Genomic DNA, 15,837 nt, shown 5'->3' with positions numbered 1-15,837 from the left:
TTTTGTGACAATGTCATTCGCTCCTGTTTCATGAACGGTATTATCTCAGAGTGACATTTTCTTGGAACAGTTATGGGTGACTTTATCACTGAACAACAGATTCCGGCGGATGGTTGAATTCTGAATCGGGTTTTGATAAACTGAAAGCAAATATAATAAGAGTATATATGGAAGCTTATAGGCTCAGAATGTTCCTTCTCTAAAAATAAAAACAGGAGAAACAGTGATGTACCAATTCAGAGACCCGATCCATGGTTTTATTGACATTTCCGACGATGAACTGAAAATTATAGATTCCGCTTCTTTTCAGCGTCTCCGAAACATACGCCAGTTGGCGACCACGTATTTGGTATATCATGGAGCCGAACATTCCCGTTTTGGACATTCTATCGGCGTGATGCACCTGACTTCGCGAGTTTTCGATTCCGTGACGCGAAAAGTGCCGAATCTCTTTTCTGACGACGAAGAGGAAAACGCACATAAAACAGCATGGTACCGTCAGTTGCTGCGGCTTATCGGCTTGACCCACGATTTGGGGCACGCACCCTTTTCTCACGTATCGGAAGAGCTGTTCGAGCCCGGCAAGGAGCATGAGGATTTTACAAAGCTTGTGATCTGTGGGACGGAAATTTCGGGGTACATCCGCGAGATCGGCGCGAAATTCAAAAAGCAGCACGGTGACCGTTATGATATAACACCGGAACTTGTGTGGATGATCTACGAGGGAAAAGATATTCTGAACGAAGAATTCATTGTTCCGGATTTCTTTTTTTTGAAAAATTTCATGGACGGCGAACTCGATTGTGACAAGATGGATTACCTGCTGCGCGACTCTTTGTATTGCGGCGTTACGTACGGCACTTACGATCTGGACAGGTTCATATCGACCCTGACGGCGTATAAACAGAATAATCAGCTTCAGCTCGCCATCGAAAGGGGCGGCGTTCAGGCTCTTGAAGAATTTATACTCGCCAGGTATTTCATGTTTATCCAGGTTTATTTCCATAAGACGCGCCGTTATTTGGACAAGGTTCTTGTTAAGAGTTTGAAAGCTGTCTTGCCGGGAGGAAAATATCCCGACGACGTTTCAGAATACCTGAGATGGAATGACGCGCGAATACTCGATCTGATTGCGAGATCGGAAGATAGCGACGTCGTGCCCTTTAAGAACCGGGGGATCATGACCTGTGTATTTGAATCCAAAACCCATGCCGACCAGGCCGATAAACAGAACACAAAGCTGATCTTTAATCAGCTAAAAAGGAAGTACGGCGGTCGCGTGCTCTATGACAGCGTCGATAAAGCGGCGCACAGACTAGCGCCGGCACTATTGGCCCCACAGGATGACAGCGGTAGGGGAATCATGATCCTTGACGAGGGGACGGGAGATGTCAAAAACATTATGGAGGAGTCCATTATTTTGGAGTCCATTGTAAAACCGATCAGCATCAATCGGATCTATGCAGATAAAAATATAGCTGCTGAGGTTAGGAAGGAAATACAAAAGATTCGAAGCGAGTAAATAATGTGAAATGGAGGGGAGCCCATGGTTAACGAAGCGGCTGTCGTAAAAATCATCGACAGGATTTCTTGTAAGAGCGAAAATCCCTGCAAAAAAAAGCTCCAGAAAATCGTATTCCTTGTTGAAATGAAAGGAATAGATGTCGGCTGTGATTACGGCATTCATTTCTATGGGCCTTACAGTGCGGATCTCGATTTTGCGGTCAGGGAACTGAGCGATGAAGGTATTTTGAAGATCGACTATACGCCGACAGAGCACCGGATTTCCGTGAGAAAGAGTTCATTTGGCAACGACTATAACGATGAAACCGTTAACGAAATCGTCGACGAGTTTGCTAAAGAAACGCCCAGCAGGCTTGAACTGATCGCAACGGCGCTTTATGTTTACCTTCAGGTACATAAAAATCCTCAAAAGATCTCGGCCGGCGTCAAAAAGATCAAGGGGAGCAAATATTCTGACGAGGAGATTGACGCCGCGATTGAACGGCTGAAATCCACGGGTTATATTACTGCGGCGTGAGAGGGAAAATACGCCGTCGGCGCAGTTTCGTTCCGGAGTGGCTGACGAAACCGAGCCGACGTTTTTTTGCGCCGGGCGGAAAAAAAGAGGCGCTTGACAGATCGAAAAAATAGAATTAGAATAATTCTAGAAAAGAGGCGAGGCCATGACAAAATACGCTCGGGGAATTCTCGACATCGTGAACGCTTCGCGCAGCCACCTGACGGCGGAACAGATTTTCTGGGAGCTGAAAAAGACGCAGCCGAAGGTCGTTCTGGCGACGGTGTACAACAATCTCAACGCGCTCTGCGCGCAAAAGCTGATCCGCCGCGTTCACGTCGAGGGGTCGCCGGAGCGTTACGACCGGATCGAGAAGCACGATCATCTGATCTGCCAGAAATGCGGCAAACTGGCGGACGTGACGCTGGCCGACCTGACCGGGGGGCTGGAAGAGCAGCTGGGGGAACGTGTCACGTCCTATGACCTCAAAGTCTTTTACGTCTGCCCCGAATGCCGCCGCAAGGCGGAGGGGACGGCGCCGTAAGCGCGTGTGTGGGAAGGCTGGCGGTCCTGCCGGCAGCCAGGGGGAAATTTTCCTCCGTCCGGGGGGGACGGAGGAAGACATGTTTTGAAAAGATCAGGGGGATCATTGGAAATGGCGCAGAACAAGTATGAAGGCACCCAGACGCTCAAGAACCTGCAGGCGGCGTTCGCCGGCGAATCGCAGGCGCGCAACAAGTACACCTATTTCGCCTCGGTCGCCAGGAAGGAAGGTTACGAGCAGATCTCGGCGCTGTTCCAGAAGACGGCCGACAACGAGAAGGAGCACGCCAAGATGTGGTTCAAGGAGCTGGACGGCATCGGCGACACCAAGGCCAATCTGGCCGCGGCCGCCGCGGGGGAGAACTACGAGTGGACCGACATGTACGACGGCTTCGCCAGGACCGCGGAGGAAGAGGGGTTCCCCGCGCTGGCCGCCAAGTTCCGCCTTGTCGCTGCCATCGAAAAGCATCACGAGGAGCGCTACCGCGCCCTGCTCAAGAACGTGGAAAGCGGCGAGGTCTTCCAGAGGGGGGAAGTGAAGATCTGGGAGTGCCGCAACTGCGGCCACATCGTCGTCGGCGTCAAGGCGCCCGCCGTGTGCCCCGCCTGCGCCCATCCGCAGAGCTACTTCGAGATCCACGCCGAGAACTACTAGGGAAAAGGCGGAAAAGTGAAAACGGCCGGAAGCTGACGAACGCCCATTCGTCGGCTTCCGGCCGTTTTTTGTTCCGCGTGGAACGCGGGTGTTTCAGCACGCGAGCGCGCTCATGCGGAACAGCCCGTCGCCGAGGCGCTGCGCGCGGATCACGAAGTCGAAGCGGTCCGCGTCGACGCACATCCAGAAGTCGTCCTCGGGGAACACGTCCTGCCGGGCGGGATCGAAGAACTTCCGCCCCTCCGGGTCGGCGCGCACGGCGGCCAGTTCGCGTTCCATGTCCAGCGTTTCCCCCCTGAGCCGCGCCGCGATGCAGCGCGCGCACAGGCGGTCTTCCGGCGTGCCGGAAACGCCCGCCAGGCCCATCGCCACCAGCGACACCCGCTCGGGATCGCGGCTGCGGATATAGCGCGCGGTGGCCGCGGCGTTGACGAGGCTGCCGGCCACGATCTCGGCCGCGCCGGAAGCGGCCGCCAGCCCCTGCGTGCCGGCGCTGGTGGTGTGGATCACGGTCTTTCCGCGAAAATCCGCGCCGCGCGTCTGCGACGGCGAGTTGCCGAAGTCGAACCCCGGCAGGATCGCGCCGCCGCGCTCGCCGATCAGCACGGCGCCGGGATGTTCTGCTTTGAGGCGCCGGGCTTCGGATTCCGCGCCGACGGCGAAGATCGACGCCGCGCCGCGCGCGAACAGCCAGGCTTCCAGCGAAAAAGCGCGGAACACGTCGATGACGACCGTCAGCCCGCGGGCCCGCCGCGCGCCGTCGAGCAGTTCGAGAATTTGTATGTCCATCGGATCCCCCGCTTTCGTGGGATTGCGCCGCGTGAATCTCTTCCGGGAGCGCTTCCCGTCCATTATATGATGAACGGCGCCGTCTGGGAATGGGGCTTTTGGGACGGGCGACGTACTCCGCGCCGAAAACCGTCCGGCGAAAACGCGGGCCGCCGCGTTTCTCGCTCTGGAGTAACGGCGCTGCGGCATAAAAACGGGGCAGGGCCTTTCAATTTCGTTGTTTTTTTGTATGATGATGCTGAGACGCGGGCGAATTTGCCTTCAAGGAAAGGGGGAACATCATGTGAAAACGCTTGGAGCTCCGCAGGCGGTGACGGTGCGGCAGATCGCGCGGCTGCACAATTTCAAGAAATACACGCGCCTTGTCGCCGGCGAGAAAGGGCTCGACCGCACGGTAGCATATACCACTGTCTGGGAATCGCCGGAACTGGCGAGCCGCCTCGAAGGGCAGGAGTTTGTCTTCAGCGTGGGCTATTTGGCGCGAACCAATCCGCCTCTGGCGCTGGAAGGTTTTCGGGCGTTGACGAACGTTGTATCGGCGATGGGGTTCAAACTCGGGCCGCATATCGACAAAATCCCCGCTGAGTTCATCAAGATCGCCGACGAGAAAAACGTCCCTCTGTTCGAGATTCGCGCAGACTGTCAGTTCAGGTGGCTCATCCAGTCCATCATGGCCGAGATCAATCTCTACCAGGCCAGCGTTTTGATGGAGGTGAACCAGTATTTTCACGACCTCTACGAACTGGCGATGAAAGACAGCCGGGATTCCGTCCTTTTGTCGCAGCTCTCCGAGCGGATTCGCGCGCTCTGCTTTCTTCTTCCTCCCGACTTGCAGGGGCCCATATGGCCGCAAAAACGGCAGATCGGGCGAGCTGAAAACACGCTTTTGCAGGGAGCGCACGAAGTCTTTCGCAAGGCCTGCGTGACGCAGGGAGAGTTTCATGAACCTCCGTGGCATATCTTCCCGCTGACAGGCAAGAACTATTGTCTTGGTTATCTGGTCGTGCATCATAAGCCGGCTCTGGGCGACAAGGAACGTTTGATGATCCAACAGCTGCAGATGAGACTGACGATGAAGTGGAACGAGCGCTTCGAGGATACGCGCCGGACGCTGATGAGCCTGTGGAACAGCCTGCTCTACAATCCCAAAGATAAAAGAGAGTTCATCAGCCATACGCTGGAACGTTGCGGACTGGACGCCGAACAAGCGTTCCGCGTGCTGGTGTTCTCGGCCCGTCCGGGACTGGACGAGGCGTTTCGGCGGGGAGCGCAGTTTACCATGGGGAGCCTTGGACGTCTGATCCCGCATAAGATATTGCTCTGGGTGACCCCATCGGAATGCGTGCTGCTGTGTTCGTCGACCGGCGGGCAGAAACTGCCTCAGTATATGATCAAGGCCAAAGAACTGCTGGCCCCCGATCCATCGGCCGTTTTATCGGTCGGACCGTCGGTAAGGAGGATCGAAGAGATCCGCGACAGCTACCGTATGGCGAAAAACTGTTTCCGCGCGGTCTGCAGCCGATATGACAGGCCGGAATCGCTCCTTTGCTGTGACGATTGGCTCTTCGAACTGTCCCAGATCGAAGGGGCGGATACGCTGGAGAGCCGCCTGCTCGTGAAGAAAGTTCTTGATCCTCTGCTTCGGTATGACCGCGACCACGGCAATACCGCTTTTCAGGATACGTTGAGGGCAATGAACCGAACGGAGAACCTCAGCGAGGCTGCAGGGGTTCTTCACGTGCATGAAAACACGCTTCGTTACCGCGTGCAGCGCATGAAGGATTTGACGGGGCTCGATTTGTTCCGCTACAGAGACCGGGCGATGCTGGCCCGCGCGCTGTTCTGTTTTGAAATGAGCCGAGAATGACCGACGTTCATTTCAGACGATGAAGACAGCCTTTGAAAACAGGAGAGATTACTTTCATTTTTTTACCTATGATGTGCGTCTGGTATTCTTGAGATGGTAATTAAAGAGGTCACTTCGGTTTATTCTCGAAGTGACCTCTTGTTGTTTTTTACAAAATTTGTTTATTATTTCTGTTTGTTTGAATAAAGACTGCAGTTGTGTTTTCTATTAATATTAAACCAGCTATCTAAGTAATGAAATGAGTATGGGTCATGTAGAAAGAAAGCGGTAAGCGTACCATAAAATTGTTTGTGGCTCTGCTTTGAGTATCTTGGAGAGAGAAAATGTTTGTCGGTTTTGTTGATTAAATATGAATTATAGTATTATTTGTAGCGCCAAGAAGTCTCTCTCGCTAAATGGCTGATTTCCCGATGACGATGAACAGCGAAGCTTTTGGTTTTGAAGGATGTCACGAGGTGTGAAAGAACTCTCAAACGAGAGGCGAGTTTGTCCTGCATCACCATAAAGCGCATTCTTTGCAGGGGGCCATAAATCATAAGTCTTGGAAAGGAGTTGGAGCGAAGATGACTGGCAAGTTGTTTCCGCGGAGTTTTAAGACGGAATATCTCACGGCGGTCCAAGGCGAGGGTATTTATATTTATGACAAGGAAGGAAAGAAATATCTGGATGGATGCAGCGGAGCTCTGATCTGCAATTTGGGACACTGCAACGAAGAAGTTATCGAAGCTGTAGTGGCGCAAATGCACAAAATAGAGTTCGCCCACACGTCACGCTGGCGTCTGGACAGCGTCTCGGAGGCGGCAGAAGAAATGGCTTCGCTGGCACCGGAGGGTATGGAGTATGTGTGGTTTACCTGCGGAGGTTCCGAGGCTATCGAGGCGGCAGTCAAGCTAGCGCGCCAATACTACATCGAACGGGACGGAGGGTACTCCAGCAAGTCGACGATAATATCTCGGTGGAACGCTTATCACGGGAGTACTCTGGGCACTATGGCCATCGGCGGCTCAATTCCCAGGCGGCGCATCTACGCCCCTCTCTTCAAAGAGAATCCCCATATTGTGCCTCACTATTGCTACCGCTGTCCTTTCGGTCTGGCGCATCCTTCCTGCGATATGCGCTGTGCCCGTCAGCTCGAGGAGGTCATCAAGCGCGTAGGCCCCGGCAATGTCATGGCGTTTATTGCTGAGCCTATCGTGGGCTCCTCTGTGGGGGCCTTGGTGCCGCCGGGCGAATATTGGCCTTTGGTGCGCGAGATCTGTACCAAATATGACATTTTGCTTATTGCCGACGAAGTGATGACGGGCATGGGACGCACGGGGAAAAATTTCTGCGTCAATCACTGGGGAGTGAAGCCCGACATCATTGCGACCGCAAAAGGCATGGCGGCAGGTTACATTCCTACCGGCGGCGTGATTGCCTCGAACTGGATTGCTGAAGAGATCCAGAAAGGTACCGGGGCTTTTACTCATGGACACACCTACACGGGTAATCCGTTGAGCGGAGCTGCCACTGCGGCCGTGATCAAGTACATGAAGAAACATAAGCTTGTGGAGAACGTAGCTACATTGGGGATCAAATTTGGCGAGGGGCTCAAGAAAATTGGCGAAAGCAATCCTATCGTGGGCGATGTCCGCGGCAAAGGTTTCATGTGGGGCTTTGAACTGGTTCAGGACAAGGCTGCAAAGACGCCGTTTGCAAAGAATGTCGGCGCTGCTAACGTGGCAATGAAAGAATGCCTTGCCCGCGGGCTGGTCATCTATCCCGGCGGTGGCATGGTCGACTACATTGACGGCGACAATTTCCTGGTAGCTCCGCCGCTGATCACCACGTCAGAGCAGATTGACGAGCTGCTTGAAAAACTTGAAATGGGACTTGCGGCCGCCGCAGCGAAGCTGGCATAGCTAAAGTCTTTCCCAGCGCCGAAAGGAATCGGGGAAGATGTCTTATACTATTTCTCAATTAAAATGCCGAATACAGAGGCGCTGCGGGGGAGATTCACAAAGCGAGCTGCGGTCGAAATAGTCCTGAGCGACTGAACTCCCCCGCAGCGCCCAGAAAACTATGCTAATACTTTCTATCAAGGATTAGTCTTATGCACAAGAGACAAGAGGCATTTTTTTGCGCTTGATGGTCCATGAGTTCGAGAGTATCGTCCATTTATTCCATTTTTGAAGGAGGCATACTATCCATGAGAAAGACGAAGATTACGTTGATGGCGTGTGCATTGTTTTTTGCCATCGTAAATTCTGCCCTCGCTCTTGACTTCGTCACCATTGGCTCCGGCGGCGTGGGCGGCACGTATTATCCACTGGGCGGTTCCATGGCGGAGATCTTGAACAACGCCAAAATTGACGTAAAAGCGACTTCCCGGGCCACTTCAGCCTCTCGCGAAAACTGCCGCCTGCTGGCTCGCGACGCCGTGCAGATAGGTATGGTTATGGGCTCCACGCTGTGGCAGGCCTATACGGGCACTGAAGCCTTCGAAAAGGATGGCAAGCTGGATCTCTACATCCTCATGAATATGTACGCGGCCCCCCAGCATATTGTTACTACCGGCAGGACGGGCATCAAAACCTTCGAAGACCTGAGAGGCAAGAGGGTCTCTGTAGGTGCCCCCGGCGGCGGAGATCAGGTGTTGACCAACCTCATTCTTGCAGCGGCTGGATGGGATCCAGAGAAGGATATCAAGCGGGAGCAGCTGACCCAACCCGAGGGCGCTACCGCTTTGGTAGATGGCAACATCGATGCGGTATTCTGGAACTTCGCGGCTCCCGGTTCGGCGGTGCTCGAAGTGGCAGCGGTACGCGACGTAGTATTGATTCCGATTCCTGAGGACGTGGTCAAGAAAGTATGCGAGGCGAATCCTTTCCTGTTTTCTTACACTATTGACAAGAATATATACAATCAGGCAGAAGACTGCCTGACCGTGGCAGATGGCAACTTCCTGGTGGTCAACGGCAAAATGAAGGAAGACCTCTCCTATCGTCTCGTCAAGACCATCGTGGAAAACCGCGAGGCTTTTAAAAAGGTAACGACCCAGGCGGAGCACTTCAATCCCAAAGAGGCCAGCGTGGGTATCATTCGCTTCGCTTCTGGCGCCGTAAAGTATTTCAAAGAGCAGGGGTTTGACACTCTCAAATAAAACGTGCCAGCCTTCGCAAGTGAGCAAGATTCGGTGTCCCGGAAGGGGGCTGGAAAACTCTCCCGGCCCCCTCTTAATTTTTTAAGGAGGCATTTCATGGTAGAACCGCGTTTGCAGGAGAGGGAGTCTCAAATCGATCCTCCAAAGGCCGAGAGGGTAAAAATAGACAACCCCGAGGAAGCCAAGTTTCGAATTCTGTCGGGCTGGCAAAACTACTTGCTGTGCGGGTTAGCTCTTTGTGCGTCCTGTTTTCACCTTTATACGGCCTATTTTGGCCAGCTTTCGGCCATGTATCAACGAGGGTGGCACTGGATGTTCATCAGCGCCATGCTCTTTTTGCGCTATCCCTGTACGAAGAGTCGCCCCAAGAACAAGGTCGACCTTTGGGATTGGGTGCTGATCGCCCTTTCCATCGCAGGATGCCTCAATATCCTCCTCAATTTTGAGGATATCGCCATGCGCGAGGGAATGGCGATTCCTTCGGATATCTGGATAGGCACAATCATGACGCTGTTGGTGCTTGATGGCGCTCGGCGTTCCATGGGCTGGCCTCTGCCCATCATGGCTGCTGTGGCTTTGGCCTATGCATTTTTTGGCCCCTATTTCCCGGGTATGCTGGCCCACGGGGGGTTTCCCCTGGAGGAAATAGCCCCCTTCCTCTATCTGAGAACCGATGGGATTTTTGGCACTCCCTTAGGCGTATCGGCCTCGTTCATCTTTCTGTTCGTGCTTTTCGGAGCGTTTTTGAACTTGTCCGGAGCCGGGCAATTCTTCATCGATTTGGCCGTAGCGGTAGCGGGACGCAGTCGTGGCGGTTCCGGCAAGGCCGCGGTAATTGCCTCCGGCCTTATGGGCATGGTATCGGGGAGTTCTTGCGCCAATACAGTGACCACCGGCGCTTTTACCATCCCTTTGATGAAACAGTCGGGCTATAAGTCTAATTTCGCAGGGGCTATCGTAGCGGCGGCCTCCACGGGAGGGCAAGTCATGCCACCGGTCATGGGCGCGGCTGCCTTCATCATGGCTCAATTTTTGGGAATCGCTTATTGGGATATCGTGGTGGCGGCAGCCATTCCTGCTACGCTTTACTTCATCTCCATCATTGCCATGGTGCACTTTCGTGCCGGCAAACAACGTATGGCAAGCCTTAATGCCGACGAAGTGCCCAGCATCCTGAAACCCCTTAAGGAAGGATGGTTTCTGCTGGCGCCCATCATCGTACTGGTCATGTTTCTTGGCAAGGGGTTCTCGCCTGTCAAGGCTGTGTTCTGGTCCATCGTGATGCTCATTGTCGTATCCTGGTTCGGCAAGCCTGAACACCGTCTGACGCCTGCCCGGATACTTCAGGCTCTCATTGCGGGAGGTCTCGGCGCAATCGAGGTGGCGGCGGCCTGTGCGTGTTCCGGCATTGTCATAGGCGTGATCTCCATTACTGGCGTGGGACTGGCTTTTTCGTCCTACGTGCTGAGTCTTTCCCGCGGTATCCTGCCGCTGGCGCTATTTCTTACCATGATAGGCTCCATCATACTGGGCATGGGCATCCCAACCACGGCGCAGTATATCATCACCTCTACGTTGGCAGCTCCGGCGCTCTACGAGATGGGAGTTCCGATGATATCGGCCCACTTGTTCTGTCTCTATTTTGGCGTTTTGGCCGATGTGTCGCCTCCTGTGGCGCTCGCTACCTACGCGGCAGCCGGCATAGCGAAGTCAAACCCCATGAAAACGGGTTATACTGCCTTGGTGACTGCGGTGGCAGGTTTTTTGGTTCCCTATATGTTTGTCTACAATCCCTATTTACTGCTCCAGGGTGATATTTGGCACATCATTATCGGTTGCGGTACCGCCTTGGTTGGCATTGTAGGACTTTCAGCGGGCGTCCAAGGTTTTTTGGTTGACGATCTGAACGTTTTGCAGCGAATGGCTCTTGTCTCCGTGCCGTTTTTTATCATCTATCCCACGCTGACCAGCAATGTCATAGGCTGCGCCATTATCGCCACCCTCTTCCTGTGGCAGAAGTACCGCCAGCGTGTAAATCTTGCAGTGGAAAAATAAGGGGTTCTCAAAGATCGGACTAAGGAGGAAGAAATATGGCACGAAATGTGATCAAGCCGGTCATGTCGGCCAATGAAGCCGTTAAAAACGTCAAAGACGGCATGTCCGTCATGATCGGAGGATTCAACTTCGGCGGCGTTCCTTACACGCTCGTCGAAGCGCTTGAAAAAGCCGGCACCGGCGGATTGACCATGATCTCCAACGACACGAGTTACGCCGACGTCGGCCACGGCCGGCTCGTGGCCGCGGGGCAGATCAAAAAAGTCATCGCCTCGCATATCGGCATCAACAAGAAGACCGGCGAGCAGTACAACGCCGGCACGCTCGAACTGGAACTCGTTCCCCAGGGGACTTTCGTCGAGCGCATCCGCGCCGGCGGCTTCGGTCTGGGCGGATTCCTGACGCCTACCGGCGTCGGCACCAAAGTGGAGGAGGGCAAGCAAGTCATTGAAGTGAACGGCAAAAAATATCTGCTCGAACTGCCGCTGCGCGCCGACGTGGCGTTGATCCGGGGCCACAGGGCCGATCGCATGGGCAACCTGACCTATTTCGGCACGAACCGCAACTTCAATCCCACCATGGCCACCGCGGCCGATCTGGTGATTGCCGAAGTCGATTCGATCGTCGACGTGGGCGAGCTCGACCCCGACAACGTCGTGACCCCCGGCATCCTGGTGGATATTCTGGTCGTGAAGGGAGACAACTACTATGCTGCCCGTACTTAACGAAGACGTCGTCCGCAATCGCATCGCCAAACGCATCGCGCTGGAGTTTGAAGACGGCGACGTGGTCAATCTCGGCATCGGCATCCCCACGCTGGTTTCCAACTTTGTGCCCGAAGGGCGCCGCCTCGTCATCCAGACCGAAAACGGCTGTCTCGGCGCCGGCCCCGAACCCGAGCAGAAAGATTACCGCTTCATCGGCGCCGGCGGACGTTTTATCACGCCGCTGCCCGGCTGCTCGTTCTTCGGCAGCGACATGAGCTTCGGCCTGATCCGCGGCGGACACGTCGATGCCACCGTGCTCGGCACGCTGGAAGTCGATCAGGAAGGCAATCTCGCCAACTGGATCATCCCCGGCAAACTGCTGCCCGGCATGGGCGGCGCGATGGATCTCGTCGTCGGCGCCAAACGCGTTATCGTCGCCACCACCCACTGCGATAAAAAAGGCCATCCCAAGATCCTCAAAAAGTGCCGCCTGCCCCTGACGGCAGTAGGCGTGGTTTCCCTGATCGTCACGGAGTTCGCCGTGTTCTCCATCGAGGACGGCACGATGACCTTGCTGGAGATCGCGCCCGAAGTGACCAAGGAAGACGTTCGCTCTCACACCGAAGCGAACTATGTCGAGGCTGAAAATATCACGCAGATGAAAGGCACGGAAGTGTCAGAAACGGAGGCGGTGAAATAAAATGAGCAACCCTGTCATTATCAGCGCAGCGCGTACGGCCGGGGGAAAGTTCGGCGGCACGCTTTCCAAGCTGAGCGGCCCCGAGTTGGGAGCCGTCGCACTGAAAGCGGCCGTTCAGCGTGCCGGCGTCAAAGGCGAGGACGTCGACGAGGTGATCCTCGGCACCGGCTGGCAGGCCGGCGTCGGCGCCAACCCCGCCCGTATCGCCATGTACGGCGCCGGCATCCCCAGCTCCGTTCCCGCGTTCACCGTGAACATCCGCTGCGGTTCCGGCCTGCGCGCCATCATGCTGGCGGCCGACCGCATCCGCCTCGGCGACGCCAAAGTCATCGTCGCCGGCGGCATGGAGAGCGCCTCGAACGTCCCCTACCTTTTGCCCAAGGCGCGCTGGGGCTATCGCATGGGCGAACAGAAAGTCCTCGACGCCCTGCACAAAGACGGCTTCTTCTGCCCCGTCGCTCAGCACCTGATGGGAGAACTCTGCGAAGAAATCGCCGCCGAGTACGAAATCTCGCGCCGGGAACAGGACGAGTTCGCGCTCGCCTCTCATCAAAAGGCCGCCGCCGCGACGGCAGCCGGGCTTTTCAAGAACGAGATCGTCCCCGTCGCTGTCAAGGACAAAAAGATGGGCGAGATCGTCTGCGACACCGACGAGATCTTCCGCACCGATACCTCGCTGGAGAAACTCGCCAAACTCCCTCCCATCTACAAAAAAGACGGCGGCACCATCACCGCCGGCAGCAGTTCGGCCCTGTGCGACAACGGCGCGATCGTCATCGTTGCCGACCGCGAATGGGCGAAAGAACGCGGGCTCAAGCCGCTGGCCGAGATCCTTGGCTACAGCGCCGCAGCGCTCGACGCCGAGCGTTTCCCGCTTGGCCCCGTCGTCGCCATGCCCAAGGCGCTGTCCAAAGCCGGACTGAAACTGAGCGACATGGAACTGATCGAGATCAACGAAGCGTTCGCGGCTCAGGTCATCGCCTGTCACCGCGAAATGCCGTTCGACATGGAAAAGCTGAACGTCCACGGCGGCGCGATCGCCCTCGGTCACCCCATCGGCGCGACCGGCGCCAAGATCGCGACCACGCTGATCAACGCGCTCGGTCAGCGGGGCAAGGAGCTCGGCATCGCTTCCGCCTGCATCGGCGGCGGCCAGGGCGTGGCTATGGTGGTGCGCAGAATCTAATCGATCGGCAGCATGATCATTTTCAAGAGCACCTCTCAAACTCGGTGAGAGGTGCTCTTGAATTCTGCCAGGCTGACGGCGACGGATCGGCTTATCGCAGCTGAGCCTATTTTCGCGAGGCTGCCCGTCTGAGGAACTTACCGCAGGTGAGAACAATACTTTCGCGTTTTTTGTTTGATTTCAGCTTACCACCCGCGCCCCCCGCCGCCTCCGCCGCCTCCGCCGGAAAAGCCGCTGCCGGACGAGCCTCCGAAGCTGCCGCCGGAAGAGGAGCCGGGGGCGCGCGAGGCGGCGCCGAGGCTGGACGAGAAGCCTTTGGAGAAGTCGTTCAGCCCGCGGGAGATATCGCTCGTTCCTCCCCATAAGGTGCCTGCGGCGCCCGAGCGCCAGGCGGGACCGTCGCTCCACGAAGGCTGCCAGGCCGCGGCGGCGAGGACTTTCTCGAAGCGGTTCGCCCACGTTTGGGCGCAGTCCATGGCGACGGCGTAGGGGAGCAGTTCCTCGAAGAGCTGCGGCGTGTCGTCGGGGGCGTTCAGCATCTCCAGGCGCTCCTTTTCCGCGGCCGTGATGAACATTTTCAGTCCCAGCGCCTGTTCGAACTGTTTTCGTCCTTTGTCCGTCCAGAAGATCAGCTTTTTACCCAGCGGCAGTCCCAGCAGCGCCAGCGCTGCGCCCGGGAAGATCAAGGGACGGTCGCTGCTGTGCGCCGCGGCCATCGCCAGCAATGCCGCAACGAGGACGCCCGCCTGCGCCGCAAAGAAGCCCTTCAGGCCGAAGGCGTTCCGCAGCGAGCGCGCGAAGCTTCGCGGCGCGAGCGTGGGCTCTCGCCGCGCATGCCGCAGCGACAGGAGCGCCAGCGCGCCCAAGAGCAGGGCGACGGCTCCCCACTCGGCGGAGACGGCCTCGGTCAGCAGGAACAACGCCCCCGCCGCCGCGCCGGCCAGCAAAGCCGAATAAGCGCGGCGCAGCGGCGTGCGCCGGTCGAGAAAGTTGCCTTCGGCGCGTTTTTGGGCGTCGCCCTTGATCAGTTCGAGCGACTTTTCGAAACGTTTGCGATAGGCGTTGGTCACGTTCAGCGCCTCTTGGGAGGAAGAAGGGAAGAGCGTGTCCATCAGCGCGGCGGGCAATCCGTCGGACGGCGCGCCGCCGGTCTTTTCGAGGCGGTAGCCGCTGCGCCGGTCGCCGCTGATTTTCAGCGCGCCGTTTACCGCTAGGGCGATCAGCTCGGCGCCGAGGCTGGCAAAGTCGTCGGTCCCGCGCGTGAGGCGCCGCGCCAGCGAGGGCGTCATGTCCCTGGGCGCGTGAAAGAGCGGGATCACGGTGATCTCGCCGCTGTGCTCGCCGCGGGCGCGCAGCGCGCCCCAGACGAGGCAGATGGCGGCCAGCGCCGTGCCGGCCCACATCAGCCCTCTGGCAATGGCGTCGCCGTGGGCGGAGACGAAATCCCCGAAGCGCTCGCCGAAGGAAGGCTGCGGCGGCGCGACGACGCCTTTCGGCCACGAATAGACGACGGTCAGTCCTTCGCCGGGCTGCAACGCCCGTGTGGTGACGACAGCGCGGGAATCGTCGAGGCGCGCGCCGTCGCTCGACGTGCTGCCGTAGTGTCCCGCGTACCAGGCGACGCGGTTGAATCCCTCGCCCGCGGTCTTGCCCGGCAGGGCGAGGCGGAATGAGGCGTTCTGAATGGGCAGGTCCCAGTCGTTGCCGGTCACGTTCCAGTACAGTTCGTCGTGGTCGGCGAAAAACCCCAGCTGCTTTGTGGTGCGGTAGGTCAGCGACAGACGGTGGACGCCGGGTGAAAGCGCCCGTTTGGGGTCGCCGATGCGGATAAAACGGCCGCGCCCTTCGTTCGATTCTTTCCACGGCAGTTCGACCCCGTCGACGGAGGTGGACAGCACCTTCAGCCCCACGGCGACGGGACGGCCGTTCTCGTCGCGATAGCGGACGGGGATGCCGCGAATAATGCCGCGGCTGATCTTGACTCCCATGGCGATGAACTCGAGGTCTTCGCGCACGGTCAGCGAAGCGTCTTCGTTGACCGTGGCGCCGACGTCGAAACGGAGGATGCGCTCGCGCCGCGGCGCGCTTCCTGCCGCCTGCACCGCGCCGCTGAGGCAAAGCGCGCCAAGCAGCGCGAGAAGCCGCACAAAGGGAAAACGGCGGGCGCTCATGG

13 protein-coding genes are annotated in these 15,837 nt (G+C 57.0%); 11 read left to right on the top strand and 2 right to left on the bottom strand.

The window, feature by feature from the left end; genetic code table 11:
- Nucleotides 1-226: 226 nt before the first annotated feature.
- The 4 genes from D7D26_RS08085 to rbr all read left to right on the top strand — a co-directional run bounded on the left by D7D26_RS08085 (nucleotide 227) and on the right by rbr (nucleotide 3,218).
- Complete coding sequence (locus tag D7D26_RS08085; protein ID WP_120372704.1) at nucleotides 227-1,522, top strand: HD domain-containing protein; 1,296 nt, start codon at nucleotides 227-229, stop codon at nucleotides 1,520-1,522.
- Nucleotides 1,523-1,546: 24 nt separating this feature from the next.
- Nucleotides 1,547-2,041, top strand: coding sequence for a hypothetical protein (locus tag D7D26_RS08080; protein ID WP_078016370.1), 495 nt, complete (start codon nucleotides 1,547-1,549; stop codon nucleotides 2,039-2,041).
- Between the two features lie 145 nt (nucleotides 2,042-2,186).
- Complete coding sequence (locus D7D26_RS08075; RefSeq protein ID WP_078016371.1) at nucleotides 2,187-2,564, top strand: Fur family transcriptional regulator; 378 nt, start codon at nucleotides 2,187-2,189, stop codon at nucleotides 2,562-2,564.
- 111 nt (nucleotides 2,565-2,675) lie between these two features.
- Nucleotides 2,676-3,218 (top strand): rubrerythrin, encoded by a 543-nt coding sequence (gene rbr, locus D7D26_RS08070; protein ID WP_120372703.1) that lies wholly within the window; start codon nucleotides 2,676-2,678, stop codon nucleotides 3,216-3,218.
- 93 nt (nucleotides 3,219-3,311) lie between these two features.
- Here the strand turns inward: rbr and D7D26_RS08065 are convergent, their stop codons facing one another.
- Complete coding sequence (locus tag D7D26_RS08065) at nucleotides 3,312-4,007, bottom strand: 2-phosphosulfolactate phosphatase (RefSeq protein ID WP_078016409.1); 696 nt, start codon at nucleotides 4,005-4,007, stop codon at nucleotides 3,312-3,314.
- 283 nt (nucleotides 4,008-4,290) lie between these two features.
- On the opposite strand from D7D26_RS08065, the gene D7D26_RS08060 reads away from it, so the two are divergent.
- The 7 genes from D7D26_RS08060 to D7D26_RS08030 all read left to right on the top strand — a co-directional run bounded on the left by D7D26_RS08060 (nucleotide 4,291) and on the right by D7D26_RS08030 (nucleotide 13,664).
- Nucleotides 4,291-5,874: a PucR family transcriptional regulator gene (locus D7D26_RS08060; RefSeq protein ID WP_158606310.1), complete on the top strand. Its 1,584-nt coding sequence runs from the start codon at nucleotides 4,291-4,293 to the stop codon at nucleotides 5,872-5,874.
- Between the two features lie 563 nt (nucleotides 5,875-6,437).
- Nucleotides 6,438-7,775, top strand: coding sequence for an aminotransferase family protein (locus tag D7D26_RS08055; RefSeq protein ID WP_078016374.1), 1,338 nt, complete (start codon nucleotides 6,438-6,440; stop codon nucleotides 7,773-7,775).
- 287 nt (nucleotides 7,776-8,062) lie between these two features.
- Complete coding sequence (locus D7D26_RS08050; RefSeq protein WP_078016375.1) at nucleotides 8,063-9,016, top strand: TAXI family TRAP transporter solute-binding subunit; 954 nt, start codon at nucleotides 8,063-8,065, stop codon at nucleotides 9,014-9,016.
- Nucleotides 9,017-9,112: 96 nt separating this feature from the next.
- On the top strand, nucleotides 9,113-11,071 hold the full coding sequence (locus tag D7D26_RS08045; RefSeq protein WP_120372702.1) for a TRAP transporter permease: 1,959 nt from the start codon (nucleotides 9,113-9,115) through the stop codon (nucleotides 11,069-11,071).
- A 35-nt stretch (nucleotides 11,072-11,106) separates the two neighbouring features.
- A complete protein-coding gene (locus D7D26_RS08040) occupies nucleotides 11,107-11,796 on the top strand; it encodes a CoA transferase subunit A (protein ID WP_078016377.1) in 690 nt (229 codons plus the stop codon).
- On the top strand, nucleotides 11,780-12,478 hold the full coding sequence (locus D7D26_RS08035) for a 3-oxoacid CoA-transferase subunit B (RefSeq protein ID WP_078016378.1): 699 nt from the start codon (nucleotides 11,780-11,782) through the stop codon (nucleotides 12,476-12,478). Before D7D26_RS08040 ends, D7D26_RS08035 begins: the two co-directional genes overlap by 17 nt.
- Nucleotide 12,479: 1 nt before the next feature.
- Complete coding sequence (locus tag D7D26_RS08030; protein ID WP_120372701.1) at nucleotides 12,480-13,664, top strand: thiolase family protein; 1,185 nt, start codon at nucleotides 12,480-12,482, stop codon at nucleotides 13,662-13,664.
- A gap of 185 nt (nucleotides 13,665-13,849) precedes the next feature.
- Here D7D26_RS08030 and D7D26_RS08025 read toward each other — a convergent pair whose 3' ends face one another.
- A complete protein-coding gene (locus D7D26_RS08025) occupies nucleotides 13,850-15,835 on the bottom strand; it encodes a DUF2207 domain-containing protein (protein WP_120372700.1) in 1,986 nt (661 codons plus the stop codon).
- Between the last annotated feature and the right edge of the window lie 2 nt (nucleotides 15,836-15,837).

The organism is Pyramidobacter sp. CG50-2, assembly GCF_003612005.1.
Lineage (GTDB): Bacteria > Synergistota > Synergistia > Synergistales > Dethiosulfovibrionaceae > Pyramidobacter.
Note: the sequence above shows the minus strand (reverse complement) of the source record. Positions and strands in the feature narration are given on the sequence as shown.

Bases quoted from the DNA above. Each gene is read 5' to 3' on its own strand.
- D7D26_RS08025 (WP_120372700.1), bottom strand. From the start codon at position 15,835: ATGAGCGCCCGCCGTTTTCCCTTTGTGCGGCTTCTCGCGCTGCTTGGC.
- D7D26_RS08045 (WP_120372702.1), top strand. From the start codon at position 9,113: ATGGTAGAACCGCGTTTGCAGGAGAGGGAGTCTCAAATCGATCCTCCA.
- D7D26_RS08065 (WP_078016409.1), bottom strand. From the start codon at position 4,007: ATGGACATACAAATTCTCGAACTGCTCGACGGCGCGCGGCGGGCCCGC.
- D7D26_RS08040 (WP_078016377.1), top strand. From the start codon at position 11,107: ATGGCACGAAATGTGATCAAGCCGGTCATGTCGGCCAATGAAGCCGTT.
- D7D26_RS08050 (WP_078016375.1), top strand. From the start codon at position 8,063: ATGAGAAAGACGAAGATTACGTTGATGGCGTGTGCATTGTTTTTTGCC.
- D7D26_RS08030 (WP_120372701.1), top strand. From the start codon at position 12,480: ATGAGCAACCCTGTCATTATCAGCGCAGCGCGTACGGCCGGGGGAAAG.
- D7D26_RS08075 (WP_078016371.1), top strand. From the start codon at position 2,187: ATGACAAAATACGCTCGGGGAATTCTCGACATCGTGAACGCTTCGCGC.
- D7D26_RS08085 (WP_120372704.1), top strand. From the start codon at position 227: ATGTACCAATTCAGAGACCCGATCCATGGTTTTATTGACATTTCCGAC.
- D7D26_RS08035 (WP_078016378.1), top strand. From the start codon at position 11,780: ATGCTGCCCGTACTTAACGAAGACGTCGTCCGCAATCGCATCGCCAAA.
- rbr (WP_120372703.1), top strand. From the start codon at position 2,676: ATGGCGCAGAACAAGTATGAAGGCACCCAGACGCTCAAGAACCTGCAG.
- D7D26_RS08080 (WP_078016370.1), top strand. From the start codon at position 1,547: ATGGTTAACGAAGCGGCTGTCGTAAAAATCATCGACAGGATTTCTTGT.
- D7D26_RS08055 (WP_078016374.1), top strand. From the start codon at position 6,438: ATGACTGGCAAGTTGTTTCCGCGGAGTTTTAAGACGGAATATCTCACG.